Origin of the sequence: Solibacillus sp. FSL R5-0691 (genome assembly GCF_037974225.1) — a bacterium.
GTDB lineage: Bacteria > Bacillota > Bacilli > Bacillales_A > Planococcaceae > Solibacillus.
This window is the reverse complement of record NZ_CP150231.1, coordinates 1225664-1242326: the sequence shown is the minus strand read 5'-3', so window position 1 is coordinate 1242326 and position 16663 is coordinate 1225664. Positions and strand designations below refer to the sequence as shown.

The window sequence follows — 16663 nt, the reverse complement described above, 5'->3', positions numbered from 1 at the left end:
CCAGTTATTTTGCATGGATCGCTTTTCCGAAAACGGAACGAGCCGCATCGCCAACATGCTCGCTGACTGTCGGATGCGGGAAAATAAGCCTTGCCAAATCTTTTACGGATCCTCCTAATACTTTTGCCGCCAGCATGGAGTTGATCATTTCCGTCGCGCCGTCACCAACGACACATGCCCCGTAAATATCCCCTTCAGGACTCGCGACAAACTTCATAAAGCCCTGTGTATTTCCTTCAAGCAAGGCTTTAGGATTCGTCGGTAAATACATTTTCGTTACAATGCTGTCTGCAGGGGCTTCGTGTTCCAGCATGCCAAATGTCGCAATTTCAGGATGTGTATAGACACATCGCGGAATTTCCTGCTGATTGATCACTTTCGGATGCTTCCCTAAAATATAATCGACTGCATGTACACCTTCTGCACTTGCAGAGTGGGCAAGCTGGAATCCGCCGACTAAATCGCCAATCGCAAAAATGCCCGGAATACTTGTCTCATAGTGATTATTAACTTTAATTAAACGCCCATCCATCTGCATCTCCAGCACTTCCGCAATTTCAGTGTTCGGACGGCGGCCTGTCGCAAACAATAAATTTTCGAACGGGTAATTCCCGATTGATGTCTGTACATGGTCCGCATGGATTTCTTCGAATGTAAAGTCTGTCACAAGTTCGATTCCCAGTTGCTTCATCTTTTCTTTAATAATCGGCCGTGCATCCGGCTCTTCTGTCTGCAAAATATCTTTACTATGATTTAATACGGTTACTTTTGTTCCCATTGGTGCTAAAGCAAATGCCATTTCAATTGCGATTACCCCGCCTCCGATAATCGTTAATTGTTTCGGAAGCTCCTGGATCGAGAAAAACGTATCCGTTGTATGATACTGTGCATTTTCAAGCCCTTTAAATGGCGGAACGAACGGGCGGCTGCCTGTTGCCAAAATGACATGATCTGCTGTAAATGCCTCATTGCCGATAATCACTTTTCGTTCTGCGGTAACTGTCGCCATCCCTCGAAACATTGTAATCTGTGCATTTTCAATAAATGTTTCAATATTAGCTAACAGTTCATCAACTACCTGGTCTTTACGCTGCATTAACTTTGGAAAATCAATATTAATTGTCGGGACTGTCACACCCCAATCGGTACCGCGCCGAATTTCCTGCACTAGCTTGCTATGCTCAAGCATAATTTTTGAAGGGATACAGCCGACATTATAGCACGCTCCACCGACTTTATCTTTTTCGACAAGCGCTACTTTCAACCCGCTTTTTGCTGCATGGATTGCCGCAACATATCCACCAGGCCCTGCACCAATGACAGCTAAATCAAATTTTTCCATCTATACCACCTCAATTTTCACATTAGCATTACGATGTAGGGAATGCAACAAATCGACCGTCAATTTACTATTAATTCTTAATATTTAATCAATAAAAACAGCGAACTGCCAATCGCATTTCGCTGTCTATTCTTCCTTTATTTCAATACTTTAATTTCTACATTTTTACGGCCCCAGTTGAGCGCAATTTTCTTTGTTTTAACATAAACATCAATCCGGTTACCTTTAATCGAACCGCCTGTATCGCCTGCAACTGCAATTCCGTAGCCTTCTACCCATACTTTCGTTCCAAGCGGAATCACCTTTGGATCAACCGCAATCAGTTTAATATCCGGGTTTTTCTTTAAGTCGATTCCGGATGCCGTTTTTCCGGAACATCCTTTACAGTATGCAGTAAAAGCGCTTGCTTCCACTTTTAACGTTTTGACAACTTCAAAGTCATCAATCGTTTCCTTTTTTTCTTTTTTCTCAACCGGTACCTTGTTTTTAATATGATCCGGTAATTTCAGTACGAAACCTTCCGTTACTTCTTCTATGTCGTTCACTTCATTTAATTCAAGTAATGTATATACTGATGTGTCATAACGATCTGCAATTTCATCCAATTCTTCACCTTTCTTCACCGTATGCGTAGCAGCAATTGCCGCGTTTGTGAAGAATAAGGTAGTGACCAAAAAGAAGGCAAAGCTAAATAATAGTTTATTTTGAAACATATTAATTATTCCCCCCTGTATCTTTTGTCTTTTTTGTAAAATAAAGCTAAATCCAAGTCTACACATTTTATATTTCAAAAAGATTACAAGAAGATGATATAAAAATTACAATATTATCCTTTATAACCAAAAATGTAATATAAAAAAAGCTGTCATATAGGAATATTCCTTCATGACAGCTTTTCAAAATGTTTTTACATAATTGTTGCTTCAGGTTCGTATGCGATGATTTCTTTAATTGTATTGCTTTCCCCCATAATCGCAACAGTCGGTGTATGTTCCGCAACTTCTTTATTGTCCACGTACACGTATGAAATAATGATGACAATATCACCTTTTTGAACAAGGCGGGCTGCTGCCCCGTTTACACAAATTACTCCTGAACCGCGCTCGCCCGCAATAATGTACGTCTCAAAGCGTGCTCCATTGTTGTTATTGACAATATGGACTTTTTCATTCGGCAGCATGCCAACCGCATCCAAAATATCTTCATCAATTGTAATTGAACCAACATAATTCAAATCTGCCTGGGTCACTTGGGCACGGTGGATTTTACTGTTCATCATCATTCTAAACATACATTACTTCCCCTTTTAACGAAAAAATTAAATTATCGATTAGACGTGTTTTGCCAATATGAACGGCAGCTGCAATAACAATCTGCTCTGTTTGATCATCGACTTCCTTTAAATCCGGATAGGATAAAATCATCAAATAATCAATGTTACCTGACGTATTGTCATGGATTATTTTTTTCGCAAGTGCTATGGCCGATTCCACACTGCCGGATTCCAGCAGCTCTCTTTTTGCCAGCTGCAGCCCTTGCTGAATTGCAGGAGCCTGTGAACGTTCTTCAGCAGTTAAATAAACATTGCGGCTTGATTTTGCCAATCCGTCCTCTTCACGTACAACCGGCACAACTCGGATTGTGACCGGGAAATTGTAGTCTCGTACCATTGTTTGAATGATTGCCACTTGCTGGGCATCCTTTTGCCCGAAATAAGCGCGGTCCGGCTGCACTAAATTAAAGAGCTTCGCTACAACTTGCAAAACCCCGTCAAAATGACCAGGTCGACTCGCACCACATAAAATATGTGCCTGACGTCCTGCACGAATGGAAATCCCGCCATTGTGCGGATACATTTCTTCTACAGACGGGGCAAATATATAGTCTACCCCTACCGATTTTGCCAATTCTGTATCACGCGGTAAATCTCTTGGGTACGATTCAAAATCTTCATTTGGACCAAATTGTGTTGGATTGACGAATATACTCATAATAACTAGTTCATTTTCTTTGCGTGCGTTTGCGGCCAATGTTAAATGCCCTTCATGTAAATAGCCCATTGTCGGGACAAGACCGATTGACTGCCGGTTGTATTTTGCCATTTGCACAACTTCCCGCAATTCGGCTATTGTCGTTAAAACTTTCATTATTTTACGCCTCCGTAGAGCTCAATTAGCTCTGTCTCTTTCATTGTGAAACTTTGTTGCAATGTCGGGAATGTACCTGATTTTACAGCGTTTGTATAAGCCGTAATCCCCTTCTCCACCTCATCACCAACATAGGCGAATGCTTCTACAAATTTAGGGATGTGGTGCTTTCCGTACTGCAGTAAATCATGGTAGACAAGCACTTGCCCATCCGCTTTTACACCTGCACCGATGCCAATTGTCGGGATCGTTAAGTTATGTGATACAACTTCTGTCAATTGATGTGGAATACATTCCAGCACGACGGCACATGCGCCTGCCTGTTCTACAAGTCGCGCGTCATTCAATAATTTTTCAGCTTGTTCGGCTGTTTTTCCTTGTACTTTATAACCTCCGAGTACACCTGCCGATTGTGGCTGCAGTCCTAAATGTGCCACTACCGGGATACCGGCATCAGTTAACTTCTTAATAACAGGTACGACATCATCTGCGCCTTCTACTTTTACGGCATTTGCATTCGTTTCCTGCATCATTTTCACAGCCGTTTTCAGTGTTTCGTTCACATCTCCATGATAGGAACCAAACGGCATATCAACGACGATAAATGTATCCGGTGCACCTCGGCGAACCGCTTTACTATGGTGAATCATATCTTCCACCGTTACACGCATTGTCGATTCATAACCGAGTACGACCATCCCGAGGGAATCTCCGACAAGTATCATATCGACACCTGCCGCCTCTGAAAATTTTGCTGCCGGATAATCATAAGCAGTAATCATGACAATTTTTTCGCCTTGCTCTTTCATTTTTAAAAACTGTGCTGTTGTTTTCATATTCTTCCTCCTTAAGTGGAAAGAAAACAAAAATACCCTTCTATCTAAAATTAGACAGAAGGGTAGTACCATACGTAAATTCAACACATTTCATACTTTAAGTGGAAAGAAAATCGAACGAAAAGTATAAAATGAATTCATTTATGCGTGTTTTCTTCCGTCTCTGTCCTGTGTAGATCAAAGCAGATTTTTTTAATGTTGACTAGCAGTTGCAGGTACAGTTCTATTAAGATACTGTCCTAGAGCTACTATAACAAGTTTGGAAGAAAACGTACAGAATAAATAATTGCTGTAAAAACTTTTTTTGAGCTTTATGATAATAGTTCAATGTCGGCAGAATAAATGCCTTTAATTTCCCCGTTTGCTTGACGAATTTCCAGGACACCGCTCTCAGTAATACTGACAGCTTCCCCTTCAACGACTTCACGGAGTGTTGTTGCCTTCACCCGTTTTCCGATTGTTCCCGAAGCCTGTTCCCATAGCTTTTTAATTTGACCGAAGCCGTTTTTCACGTATTCATCACTGTATTTTTCCAAACACTCAAGCACTTTGGCGACAAAATGCACACGTTCAATTGGCTCTCCTTCTTCAATCGCAATCGAAGTTGCAATCGATTGCAGCTGTTCAGGGAAATCGCTCTTCTGCTGATTGACATTGATGCCAATTCCAATGAGCAATGCCTGGATACGATCCGCTTCAGCTACCATTTCAGTTAAAATGCCCGTTGTTTTTTTGCCGTTGATTAAAATATCATTCGGCCACTTGATTTCAGGAGTGAAATTTTTAAAACTCGACTTCATTGCTTCAACAATGGCCACAGCAGTAACTAATGTAAATTGAGGTGCCTGATGAGGGGCAACATCCGGACGTATAATGACCGTCATCCAAATACCTTGTCCTTCTGTAGATTCCCATTCACGCATCATACGCCCTCGCCCTGCAGATTGATGCTCAGCAATTACTACTGTGCCATCCGGTGCACCATTACGGACAAGTTCATGCGCAACAAGCTGTGTCGACTCTACCGTTTCATAATAATGAACTTGCCGGCCATAGCGTTCCGTCGTCAAAAATTGCTGCAGTTGCCCCATATCCACCTTATCCGGTACAGACAACAGTTTATAGCCACGTTTTTTTACTGTTTCAAACTCATAGCCTTCCTGCTTCAATGTCTGCATATGCTTCCATATTGCCGTTCGGGAGACGTTGAGCTCATCTGCCAGCACCTGCCCGGAGATTGGTTCTCCATCCGCAGTCAAAAACCGCTTCAAAATTTCATCCTTCATCGTGAAATGCATAAAACCATTCCTTTAATTGTTGTTTATCATTTTGTACTTCCCCGTTTAAGACCGCTTCAACTGCTGCATCGAGCGCCTGTTTAATCCAGCTCCCGCGTTTTTTTGAAGACCATACCAACAAGTCTTTTCCTGTAATCGCCAGTTCATGTGCATGCTGAAGTGGCAATGTGCTTTTTCGTGCGACTAATTCTTCATAGACCACATCCAGCGTATGATTTTGCCAAATAACAAACTGGCAGGCTGTTTTAAGAACCATTGAATCAAAACGCATCAAATCAACATGACTTATTCCGTCGAGTAGACTCTCATAAGCATCCATCACTGTTTTCACAAAGAGTCTATCCTTATTCGAACAGCGATATTTTGTAAGAAGGTTCAAATCACTGCCGTTTATTAAACAGAAATATGCCCAGCCAACTTGCCGGTCATCCGAAGCGAAATGTGTCCAATCCGAAGAGTTAAACTCGCCATATAAATAATGACTCAGTGTCGTTTTTTCCATGTATTCAATACCAAATGCCGAATGGGCAGAACTAAAAATCTTTGATAGTTCCACTTGAATACGCTCGATTGCCACATATTCAATCGAAGCGGCATTTTCTCTAATCGCTTCGAACGTATTATCCTCGATTGAGAAGTGAAGCTGGGCAGCAAATCGCACAGCGCGCAGCATCCGGAGAGCATCTTCTTCAAAACGCTGACCCGGCTCCCCGACAGCACAAATCATTTTGCTGTCGATATGTTGGCGCCCATCATAATAATCGATAAATTCTCCCGTTTGACTAAGGGCCATCGCATTCATCGTAAAATCCCGGCGTTTCAAATCCTCTTGTAGATTTCGAACGAACTCGACTGCGTCCGGACGGCGATGGTCACTGTAAGTAGACTCAGTCCGGTAAGTTGTTACTTCGATCGGTTCTCCGCAGTCCAGTACAATGACCGTTCCGTGAGCGATTCCGACATCGATTGTTTGGGAGAAGATTGTTTGAATTTCTTCAGGCAATGCACTCGTTGCGATATCGACATCATTATTTTCTTTCTGTAAATAATAATCCCGCACCGCTCCTCCTACAATAAAAGCTTCATAACCGGCATGTTCAATCTTTTTAATGACTTCCTTTGCCGCTTGCCATTGTTGCGGAATCATTCTTCTTTTCAACCACACTTTCATATATCCGTTCATATTGTTCAACCATTTTTGATTCGTGGAATTGTTCCCGTACCGATTTTAGTGCAGCTTCTCTGAAAGCCTGATGTTTTTCTTCATCCTGCAGCAGTTCGACCGCATAATCCGCAACAGATTGCGTATCTCCAAGCGGAACCAAATAGCCGTTCACACCGTGATTGATTACTTCAGGAATTCCGCCGATCGCTGTTCCGATGCCTGGTACACCGCATGCCATCGCTTCCAGTAATACAAGCCCAAATGATTCTTTTTCTGACAGCAATAACTTTAAATCACTGATCGCAAAAAGTTCTGTAATGTTTTCCTGCTTACCTAAAAACAGTACATCATCCGTATAAGGTGAATCTTTCACAATATCTGTGACACGATGCTTTTCCGGACCATCGCCGACTAATAATAGTTTGGCTGGCATACGCTCACGAATTTTCAGGAATGAATCAACCACATCCGGCAGATTCTTTATTTTCCGGAAATTCGAGACATGGATAATCACTTTTTCATGCGGTAATATTCCAAATTGCTCTTTTAAATTGCCTGGATCCACTGGCTTAAATACATCCTCGTCAACGAAGTTATAAATTGTCTCAATCGGTTTTTTCGTATCGATTAAAGCATATGTCTGCTGTTTTAACGATTCCGAAACAGTTGTTACTGCATCGGAACAATCAATGCCATACTTGATCGCCTGCGCTAATGTAGAATCTTCGCCCAAAACTGATATATCTGTCCCGTGAAGTGTTGTAACAATACCAAAATTCTCGCCGCTCATATGACGGGCCAAGACAGCACAAACCGCATGAGGAATCGCATAATGAACATGGAGTAAATCCAGTTTTTCCTCTTTAACAACATCAGCCATTTTGCTTGCTAATGCAATATCGTATGGTGGGTATTGAAATACCGAATAATTATTCACTTCCACCTCGTGGAAAAAAACATTTGAATAAATTTTATTAAGTCGAAATGGCACACTTGATGTAATAAAGTGAATTTCATGTCCTCGTTCTGCCAACATTTTGCCTAGCTCTGTTGCAATGACTCCCGAACCTCCTACTGTCGGGTAACATGTAATACCAATTTTTAATTTTTTCATTCGGCTCCCCATCCTTTCAACAATACGATTTTAACTTTATTTAAAATGATAAAACACATTTATAAAGTAAAATTGACCGACATTTTATTTTCTGCGCTCTTCTAGAATGCGCCAGTCAACAAAACCTTCCTGAAGCCCTTTTAATAAAATTTCCGCTGTGCCCATATTTGTCGCAAGCGGTATATGATACAAGTCGCATAACCGTACCAATGCCATGACATCCGGTTCATGCGGCTGTGCTGTCAATGGATCACGGAAGAAAAATACCATATCCATATCATTATTGGCGATCATCGCACCAATTTGCTGGTCTCCTCCTAATGGACCCGAGCGGAATTTCGTAATCGGAAGTCCCGTTTCAGCCTCAATCATTGTGCCAGTAGTGCCTGTCGCATAAAGGTCATGTTCTTTCAAAATATCGCAATAGGCTATCGCAAACTGAATTAAATTATCTTTTTTCCGATCATGTGCTATTAAAGCAATTTTCATAATATCAACCCATTTCTAAATGATGTTCTCTAATCCGTAGATCAATGTATTGGTTTTCATTACTTCTTCAATACTAAATGTAACACCGCTCATAAAGCTTCCGCGATTTAATGAATCATGACGTATCGTTAATAATTCACCCGTGCTGCCAAACAGTACTTGCTGATGTGCAACTAAACCTGGAAGTCTGACTGAATGGATATGCATGCCGTCATAGTTTGCGCCTCTAGCACCAGTATGTGTTTCTTTTTCTTCCGGATGCCCTTGCGTTTTAGCCTTACGTACTTCACTGATCATTTGTGCCGTTTTGATTCCCGTACCAGATGGCGCATCAAGCTTTTGGTCATGGTGCATTTCGATAATTTCCACATCCGGGAAATATTTTGCGGCATCTTTGGCAAACTTCATCATTAAAATTGCCCCGATCGCAAAGTTCGGCGCAATAATACAGCCTAATTGTCTTTCTGTTGCCATTTGCTGCAGTTCTTCAAGCTGTTCATCGGTAAAACCTGTCGTCCCTACAACTGGACGTATATTATGTAATAACGCCTGTTTTGTTCGTTCATAAACACAAAGCGGATTTGTTAAATCCAAAAGCACGTCCGGTTTTGTCTCACGCACAAGCTCAACAAAATTTGTATAAATCGGGACTTTATAATGATTCGGGAACTCTTCAAGCAATGCCAGTGATGTGCCGACTTCTTTATAATCAAGAGCTGATACAAGTTCCATTCCGTCATTATTCATGATTGTATGTACTGCTTCTGTTCCCATTTTGCCTCGTGCCCCGGCAATTGCTACTCTGATTGTCATTCTGAAAAAACTCCTTTTTACTGTTAGTTGCTTTTTATCCCTGTTTAATTAATTTTGAGTAATAAAATGTGACATTCCTGTGTTCATTCATATTGTTGTCAAATGCGGAAAAATCAAACATAATAAACAATGTAACCTTTTTTCTGCTCCAACACATATATTCTTACTCAACCGATTTTAGGAGGTTTACTATGCAAGGAATAAAAATACAGAATATCATCGGAATACTTATAGGTTCCGCAATATTCAGTTTCGGTTTTGTCCACTTCAATATGCAAAACCAACTGGGTGAAGGTGGATTTAGTGGTATTACACTTATTTTATATTTTACACTAAATTGGGACCCAGCATTAATGAATTTGTTATTAAATATTCCAATGTTTATACTTGGATGGCGTTTACTAGGGAAAAAAGCATTTATCTATACGATCATCGGTACACTTAGTGTATCGGTATTTTTGAAAATCTTCCAAATTTACGAAGTCGATATGAACTTGAAGGATGATCTATTCCTTGTCTCATTATTTGCAGGGGTATTTGTCGGGATCGGTTTAGGAATTGTTTTCCGATTCGGCGGTACAACCGGTGGGGTCGATATTTTAGCCCGACTCGCAAATAAATATCTTGGTTGGAGTATGGGTAAAACGATGTTCGGCTTTGACTTTTTTGTCATTCTTTTCTCATGGATGACGTTTTTGGATGCCCGTTCGATGATGTATACATTAGTCGCTGTGTATGTCGGCGGCCGTGTAATCGATTTAGTGCAGGAAGGTGCGTATTCAGCAAAAGGTGCATTTATTATTTCAGTAAAGTCCGATGAGATCGCAAACTTAATTACAAATAATATGGACCGCGGCGTAACCGTTTTTGACGGTCATGGTCACTTTACAAAAGAACACCGGGATGTTCTGTACTGTGTCATCGGCCGAAACGAACTTGTCCGTCTAAAAAATATCGTTCATGGTGTCGATCCGCACGCATTCGTATCCATCATGGATGTCCGCGATGTAACTGGTGAAGGCTTCACACTGGACGATAAAAAACAGCCGATAAATTAGTCTTTTGAAGTATATTTATTTGCATTTTTAAATATTGTCCGTTGATTTCCACTGCGGGCGGCCGCTTTCCGCGGGCGCGGCTCGAGCCTGTAGTCTCTCCCTCGCGCTTTTCCCGCAGGAGTCTGCCGCCCTCCATTCCAATCAACTCCCGTTTATTCAAAGCGGACACAACTTAATAAGTTAGTAAATGGTTGAATAATATTCAAAAAAGTCATTTTCCACAATGGGAAAATGACTTTTTCTAATTTCTATTAAATATTAATCTTCAGAATTCATGCCTGTATAAATTAGGATTAAACGTAATAGCTCCATTACTGCTACAGCTGCTGCTGCAACATATGTCATTGCTGCCGCATTTAATACTTTGCTTGCTGAGCGCTCTTCAGAATTGTTGATAATACCTAACGATACGACTTCATTCATCGCACGTTTGGATGCATCGAACTCTACCGGCAATGTGATGATTTGGAATAAAACACCTGCCGCTAATAACACAATACCTAGCAATAACAATGATGGAATTGAACCAAGCATACCAATAATCACAAAAATCCAAGACATATTCGATGAAATATTAGCGACCGGCACTAATTTCGAACGCAATGTTAAAAACGAATAAGCCTCCGCATGCTGCATCGCGTGACCAACTTCGTGCGCTGCTACAGCAGTACCGGCAATTGAAGAATTGTAATAGTTGTCCTCAGATAGAGCAACCGTTTTAGTAGCAGGATTATAATGGTCAGCCAAAAAACCTTGAGTCGGTACTACACGAACATCTGTTAAACCATGTTGATCTAAAATATAACGTGCTACTTGAGCACCTGTCATTCCTTTTTCAGCAGAAACTTTAGCAAACTTTTTGTACGTACTTTTTACCTTCATTTGTGCGTAAATTGGCAACAGCAAAATGATGATAAAGTAAATAATATACATCACTATTATCTAACTCCCCTTCTATCTCTTTCTATACTTTAATTTTAAAGGCTTTCTAGTCTTGTTGCAAATATTCCCGCTTACGACTTTCAAGAAAAGCAAGGACGATACATGCTATCGAAAGCCAAAAAGTGAAGTACCCGATTTCGCTTGGATACTGGTAAATGACTCTGTAAAATGGCATTTGGCCAAACAAATAGTCGATTACATCGTTATGCAATGTCCAAATAGCAGCAACCATCACGTGCCACATTTTGAATCGGTATTTCGGTAAATACAGAACAGCCTGTACTGCCATTAAAAAATGGGAAGCAACGAGCATCCATCCGTCTGCTCCCAACTGTCCATTCTCTGCAAACGTCAGAAGGTTCATCGCAACTGCCCATAAGCCATATTTAATTAAGGTAATAAAGGCAAGCACTTCCATTAACCTGAAATTTTTACCGATAAGCCATCCGATAATAGCAAAACAGAAAAATAAGCTTGCTGTGGGCGAATCCGGTACGAATATATAGTAAATCGGTTCTGTTACTGCCAACTGTCCCCGGTACCAGTAATAGCCGTACACGGTGCCTAGCAAGTTAATAATAAGCAGTAAGGTTAAAAAGGCACGATGGTTTAATACGTACCATAATTGCATCATATATGCTTTCATTTGTTCACCTTTTTCTTCTACATTCTTCTTTAATCCGTATTATGTATTGTGTGCAACTAAACCAACTATTGTACGTCTTTTATTATATATGTTCTTAATCGTTACGCAAGCATACAATGTATATTATGCATCCTACAACTAAATGAAAATTAAAAAGAGAGTCAATATTCTGACTCTCCAGTTTAAAAATTATTATTCAGCTTCTTTTAATCCTGCGATAAATTCAGCTAAAACTTCAAGTTCTTCCTCTGTACCTGTAAATGCTCCAGCTGGCATACCGCCTCGTCCGTTCTTAATTACTTCCTGAACTTCTTCGGCTGATAATTCATTGCCAAGCAGCATTGGTCCGGATACCCCAGCCAAGTCTCCACCATGACAGCCAATACATGAAGCTTGAGCCTGATAGATTTCATAGCCTTCGGACGTTTCATCTACTTCAACATCCGGAAGTAAGCCTAAATGTTTATCTGTAATTTCACCTTGTGCATGAACTGCTTCCCAGTTAGTAGCCTGAACAGATTCCCATGTTGTATAAATAAGTGCTGCTACTGCCAACAACATAAATGCTGTCGGTAATGGTCGTTTAAATGGTCGACGTTCAGGTGTTCTATCTAAAAACGGTACCAATGCTAATGAACCAAATGCAATACCTGGAATAACCATTGCGCCAATGACGTTATATGGACCAGATGCATAAGAGTATTTTAATAGCTGGTACATTGATAGGAAGTACCAGTCCGGTAACGGTATATACGATGCATTGGTTGGATCTGCCGGACCTTCAAGTGGTGAAGGATGTGCGACAGTTAATAATAAATAACCGATTAAGAAAACTGCACCTACCATCCATTCTTTTAATAAGAAGTCAGGCCAGAAAGCTTCTGTTTTCCCCGGATACTCGGAATAATCTTTTGGCACGTTCGGCATACGGTTATTCGCTTTAACACGTGAATCACCTACGAACTTCATACCTTTTCCGCGTTGCATAGTGTCCCCTCCTTAAAAAATAGTACAATTAGTTTCGGATCATAGAGGTCCTGAAATACCTTGGCGGCGGATCATAATAAAGTGAACTGCCAATAATGCAAATAATGCTGCTGGTAAGAAGAATACATGAATGGCAAAGAAACGAGTTAAAGTTTGCGCCCCGATAATCGTAGAATCCCCAGCTAATAATACTTTTATTGTTTCACCTAAAAACGGAACAGATGCAGCAATCTCGATACCTACTTTAGTAGCGAATAACGCTTTCATATCCCATGGCAATAAATAACCTGTGAAACCTAAACCTAACATAATGGCAAAGATACCTACACCAACTAACCAGTTTAATTCACGCGGTTTTTTATATGAACCTGTGAAGAATACACGAAGTGTATGTAAGAACATCATGACAATTACTAAAGATGCCCCCCAATGGTGCATACCACGAACGATTTCACCGAATGCTACTTCGTTTTGTAAATAGTAAACTGATTTCCAAGCATTCTCTACATCTGGTACATAATACATCGTTAAGAACATACCTGATAGAATTTGAATTACTGTAATAAAGAATGTTAATCCTCCGAAACAGTAAACGAATGCTGAAAAGTGATGGGCAGGGTTAACGTGCTCTGGCACTTCATGGTCGGCAATATCACGCCAAATAGGAGTAATATCTAAACGTTCATCGACCCAATCATAAATTTTATTTAGCACTGTGTCGTACCCCCTAACTTATTTAGTTACTGTGTGTGTTAGCGATTTTTTTCCCAAGCATTAAGAAACCATCATTTTCTGACACTTCATACATATCCAATGGTCCAAGAGGCGGTGTTCCTTTTACGTTTACACCATTTTTTTCATAACGCCCTCCATGACATGCACAGAAGAATTGATTCGGGTGATTTGGATCACTTTCCCAGTTTACAGTACACCCTAAATGCTTACATACAGGTGACATTGCGATGATTTCGTCGCCTTCTTTGTAAACCCAGGCAGCATCTGCTACTTCTGATTTGTACCAGCCATCCGTCTGTTCATACGAAAAGTCCACTTTTACCGGAACTTCTGTAATTTCGGCAATTTTTTTGCTTGTTTGTACAAAATCACCATCTTCTTTTGACTGAAGAATTGGGTCAATAGCAAAACGTACCATTGGCATTAACATTCCTGCCGCCATAAATCCACCTACACCAGTAATTGTATAAGTTAAAAATTGACGTCTTGTAACTCGATTCCTACTCATCCTTTTCCCCCCTCTTACTAAAAGGTCAGTCCAACGGACATATACTTTTAAAAATAGTAAATAACTAGGACATATCTATGATATATCAACTGAATAAGTTGGTCAATATAGCATTCATTTCCAAAAGTGTAGTTTGTGAACATTTAATGAAACAAATGTAGCACAAAAATGCTCGTTAAACCCAAATTTTCGTAAAAGTCGGGATGACTTGTTTTAGCTGATCTTCCAATATTCTCTGTTTAACACCCTGGTCCATAGACTCAAGTGGGATAGCCGGAAGCCAAATAATATTTAAATATTCTTTAAATTCAGTCCAAGAATGGTCACAGGTAATAAAGACCACTGCTTTAAAACCTGCTTCCTTCAATTCTTTTTCCATTGCTGCCGGCATTTTATCTGACTTGGTTCCCATTGTATATGAAAAGGGGGGCAATAATAAAAGACGTCCTTTAAACTGCTGTTCTATAAAATTCGTCAACGTCATTAAATATTCTGAAGCAGAACTGCTCTGCTTCATTCCTTGATCCGAAAAATCCAATTGCACGAGCGGGACAATTGCCGTATCTATAAATTGCTTCTGAGCCTGGAACTGTTCTACATCTTTTACTATAAAGTTCATATTCTTTCCTCCTAGTACCTTTAAACTTCTGAAAATAGGAAAGAAGTAATTTTTTTAATAAAGTATAAAATTACTTCGTATGCTTTAATGCTTGCAATAAATTAGATAACTCGAAAAAACGTTCTTTATCTCCACTATCCAGTGCTTCATCAATTTCTTTTAGCAGTTGCTGTTCCTGGAATTCTAGTACACTATTCTCCAGCAAACGCTCGGCTGCTAGACGGTCTTTTTCACTGATGAAGATATCAGCCGGTACGTAAGGATTTTCCTCCAGTACCGCCAAATACAGAGGATCAGGCGGTACGCTCGGGAAATTCAGCTGAAAATAAATTGCTTCGTGGGCATTGATTCGTAAATCATGAAATGCTTTTTCGGCATCGGATGTCATAATATTTTCTTTATAAAAACGGAATGGGATACTTGTTGTTTCAATTGTCGACATTACTATGGAACGCGGGCAATAATGTGCTTCATCAACGAAATGAACATTTTTCAGCAAATCGTCATTACTTAGTAAGTAATTTAAAATCCATACACCTTCACGTCTTTTTAACTGGAAATTTTTCAAAAACCACCTGATAAACAACTTTTTGTCATTCAGTGGTACGGAATATGTCAACATGCAATCCTCCCTTTACTCAAAGCGTTCTAATAAATCAGTCCATTGCTGTTCAGAAGGCTGTAATTGGACAAGTCGCTCGGCAATTTTCTTTGCTTCATCACGCTTGCCGTCCTCAACTAAAAACACAAAATATTTCTCTAAAAACTCAACATCATCGTTAAATTCATTATATGCCTCTTTGTAAATTTCGTATGCTTTTTCGAACAGTTCTTCTTCATTATAAGCATTGGCTACAAATGGATATAAAGCGACCCATTCGAATTCATTTTGATGCAATTGTTCATATAGTGAAATAATTTCTTCATAGCGTTGTTCGGTATTGTAAACAGACATCAATACTAAAATCGCTTCCATATATTCAGGGTCCAATGCAATGGCCTCACTTAAAAACTCTATCGCTTCCTGCTGTTTGCCATTTTTAATCGCCATTTTCCCCGCAAATAAATAGAGGGATTTATCGTATTCGTCTCGTTTAAGACCTTCTTTAATAACTTTTAAGGCACGTTCATTATCCTCGAGCATTGCATAACTTTCAGCCAGCAGTAAATAAGCCGAGAAATAATCAGGGTCCAACTCTTTTAAATCTTCCAGCTGTTTTATAGCTAGTTCATATTTTTCCGTCTGGAACGCTGCATAAGCCGAACCAAACAGCAAGTCTGCTGTAACTTCTTCTTCAAGTGCTTCCATATAATAATCCAGAGCCGTTTCATAACCTGCACCAGCACGGTAAACTTCTGCAAGACGCTGGGCTAAAATTATACCAGCAAACTTTTTATCGATCGCATACAGCTCTTCATAAATTCGAACAGCTTCTGTAAAACGACCTGTTTCAAATAATAATTCTGCTTTGGCAAATTGAAGTAAAGGTTCATGAGGTAAAATTTGCAACGCATCATTAATCCGTTGTTCCGCCACTTCAAATAACCCCTGCATTTGATAATAGTCGGCCAATACTAACAGCGCTTGAGGGTATTCCGGCGCGTCATCGGCAATCCCCATCAATAAATCGAGGGCATTATCCTCTTCGCCAAGTTCAATTAAAACACTTGCACGGTCGATTGAAATTTGCGCTTCTTCAGGAAATAAAAATTGAAGATGCTCAAATACACGGTCTGCTTCATTTAAAAATCCGTAATGCATAAGTGCTTCGGCTACTTCATATTGTGCTGCGGGTTCAGCATCCATTAAAAAAGATTCAAGAAGTCGGTTAATCTCCTCTAAATTTCCTTCTTGAATCGCTTGTAGTAATAGTTCCATGTGTATTTCACCTTTTTCTTTTGTTCTCAATATTATGCTACATGACGAAGCAATGCATCACAAGAAAAAGAATTCGGATGTTTTT

19 protein-coding genes are annotated in these 16663 nt (G+C 40.0%); 1 reads left to right on the top strand and 18 read right to left on the bottom strand.

What is annotated here, in order from left to right:
* Nucleotides 1-4: 4 nt before the first annotated feature.
* The 10 genes from lpdA to dapB form a co-directional block, all read right to left on the bottom strand.
* Complete coding sequence (gene lpdA, locus MKY51_RS06060; RefSeq protein ID WP_339175899.1) at nucleotides 5-1342, bottom strand: dihydrolipoyl dehydrogenase; 1338 nt, start codon at nucleotides 1340-1342, stop codon at nucleotides 5-7.
* 137 nt (nucleotides 1343-1479) lie between these two features.
* A complete protein-coding gene (locus tag MKY51_RS06055; protein ID WP_339175898.1) occupies nucleotides 1480-2055 on the bottom strand; it encodes a 3D domain-containing protein in 576 nt (191 codons plus the stop codon).
* 194 nt (nucleotides 2056-2249) lie between these two features.
* Nucleotides 2250-2633 carry an aspartate 1-decarboxylase gene (gene panD, locus MKY51_RS06050; protein ID WP_339175897.1) on the bottom strand — a complete coding sequence of 128 codons (384 nt, stop codon included), beginning with the start codon at nucleotides 2631-2633 and terminating at the stop codon, nucleotides 2250-2252.
* A complete protein-coding gene (panC, locus tag MKY51_RS06045) occupies nucleotides 2626-3489 on the bottom strand; it encodes a pantoate--beta-alanine ligase (protein ID WP_339175896.1) in 864 nt (287 codons plus the stop codon). The genes panD and panC overlap by 8 nt, the downstream gene beginning before the upstream one ends.
* On the bottom strand, nucleotides 3489-4325 hold the full coding sequence (gene panB, locus MKY51_RS06040; RefSeq protein WP_339175894.1) for a 3-methyl-2-oxobutanoate hydroxymethyltransferase: 837 nt from the start codon (nucleotides 4323-4325) through the stop codon (nucleotides 3489-3491). Before panB ends, panC begins: the two co-directional genes overlap by 1 nt.
* Nucleotides 4326-4636: 311 nt before the next feature.
* Nucleotides 4637-5623, bottom strand: coding sequence for a biotin--[acetyl-CoA-carboxylase] ligase (locus MKY51_RS06035; RefSeq protein ID WP_339175893.1), 987 nt, complete (start codon nucleotides 5621-5623; stop codon nucleotides 4637-4639).
* A complete protein-coding gene (locus tag MKY51_RS06030; protein WP_339175891.1) occupies nucleotides 5601-6806 on the bottom strand; it encodes a CCA tRNA nucleotidyltransferase in 1206 nt (401 codons plus the stop codon). Before MKY51_RS06030 ends, MKY51_RS06035 begins: the two co-directional genes overlap by 23 nt.
* Entirely contained in the window at nucleotides 6730-7902 is a 1173-nt protein-coding gene (gene bshA, locus MKY51_RS06025; protein ID WP_339175890.1) for an N-acetyl-alpha-D-glucosaminyl L-malate synthase BshA, read from the bottom strand. The genes MKY51_RS06030 and bshA overlap by 77 nt, the downstream gene beginning before the upstream one ends.
* 84 nt (nucleotides 7903-7986) lie before the next feature.
* Nucleotides 7987-8391, bottom strand: a complete 405-nt coding sequence (gene mgsA / locus MKY51_RS06020) for a methylglyoxal synthase (RefSeq protein WP_339175889.1) — start codon at nucleotides 8389-8391, stop codon at nucleotides 7987-7989.
* Nucleotides 8392-8406: 15 nt separating this feature from the next.
* Entirely contained in the window at nucleotides 8407-9204 is a 798-nt protein-coding gene (gene dapB / locus MKY51_RS06015) for a 4-hydroxy-tetrahydrodipicolinate reductase (protein WP_339175888.1), read from the bottom strand.
* A gap of 191 nt (nucleotides 9205-9395) precedes the next feature.
* On the opposite strand from dapB, the gene MKY51_RS06010 reads away from it, so the two are divergent.
* Nucleotides 9396-10262, top strand: coding sequence for a YitT family protein (locus MKY51_RS06010; protein ID WP_339175887.1), 867 nt, complete (start codon nucleotides 9396-9398; stop codon nucleotides 10260-10262).
* Nucleotides 10263-10520: 258 nt separating this feature from the next.
* Here MKY51_RS06010 and MKY51_RS06005 read toward each other — a convergent pair whose 3' ends face one another.
* From MKY51_RS06005 to MKY51_RS05970, 8 genes are all read right to left on the bottom strand, one after another.
* Nucleotides 10521-11195, bottom strand: a complete 675-nt coding sequence (locus tag MKY51_RS06005; RefSeq protein ID WP_339176581.1) for a zinc metallopeptidase — start codon at nucleotides 11193-11195, stop codon at nucleotides 10521-10523.
* Nucleotides 11196-11250: 55 nt separating this feature from the next.
* On the bottom strand, nucleotides 11251-11850 hold the full coding sequence (locus tag MKY51_RS06000) for a DUF1405 domain-containing protein (protein WP_339175886.1): 600 nt from the start codon (nucleotides 11848-11850) through the stop codon (nucleotides 11251-11253).
* Nucleotides 11851-12042: 192 nt separating this feature from the next.
* Nucleotides 12043-12837: a c-type cytochrome gene (locus MKY51_RS05995; protein WP_339175885.1), complete on the bottom strand. Its 795-nt coding sequence runs from the start codon at nucleotides 12835-12837 to the stop codon at nucleotides 12043-12045.
* A gap of 39 nt (nucleotides 12838-12876) precedes the next feature.
* Nucleotides 12877-13551 carry a cytochrome b6 gene (locus MKY51_RS05990; RefSeq protein WP_339175884.1) on the bottom strand — a complete coding sequence of 225 codons (675 nt, stop codon included), beginning with the start codon at nucleotides 13549-13551 and terminating at the stop codon, nucleotides 12877-12879.
* Nucleotides 13552-13573: 22 nt separating this feature from the next.
* Complete coding sequence (locus MKY51_RS05985; protein WP_339175883.1) at nucleotides 13574-14080, bottom strand: ubiquinol-cytochrome c reductase iron-sulfur subunit; 507 nt, start codon at nucleotides 14078-14080, stop codon at nucleotides 13574-13576.
* A 175-nt stretch (nucleotides 14081-14255) separates the two neighbouring features.
* Nucleotides 14256-14699, bottom strand: a complete 444-nt coding sequence (locus MKY51_RS05980) for a YpiF family protein (RefSeq protein WP_339175881.1) — start codon at nucleotides 14697-14699, stop codon at nucleotides 14256-14258.
* A gap of 70 nt (nucleotides 14700-14769) precedes the next feature.
* A complete protein-coding gene (locus MKY51_RS05975) occupies nucleotides 14770-15318 on the bottom strand; it encodes a ReoY family proteolytic degradation factor (protein ID WP_339175879.1) in 549 nt (182 codons plus the stop codon).
* A 15-nt stretch (nucleotides 15319-15333) separates the two neighbouring features.
* The gene (locus tag MKY51_RS05970) at nucleotides 15334-16578 is read right to left on the bottom strand and encodes a tetratricopeptide repeat protein (protein WP_339175878.1); all 1245 of its coding nucleotides are present in this window, start codon (nucleotides 16576-16578) and stop codon (nucleotides 15334-15336) included.
* Between the last annotated feature and the right edge of the window lie 85 nt (nucleotides 16579-16663).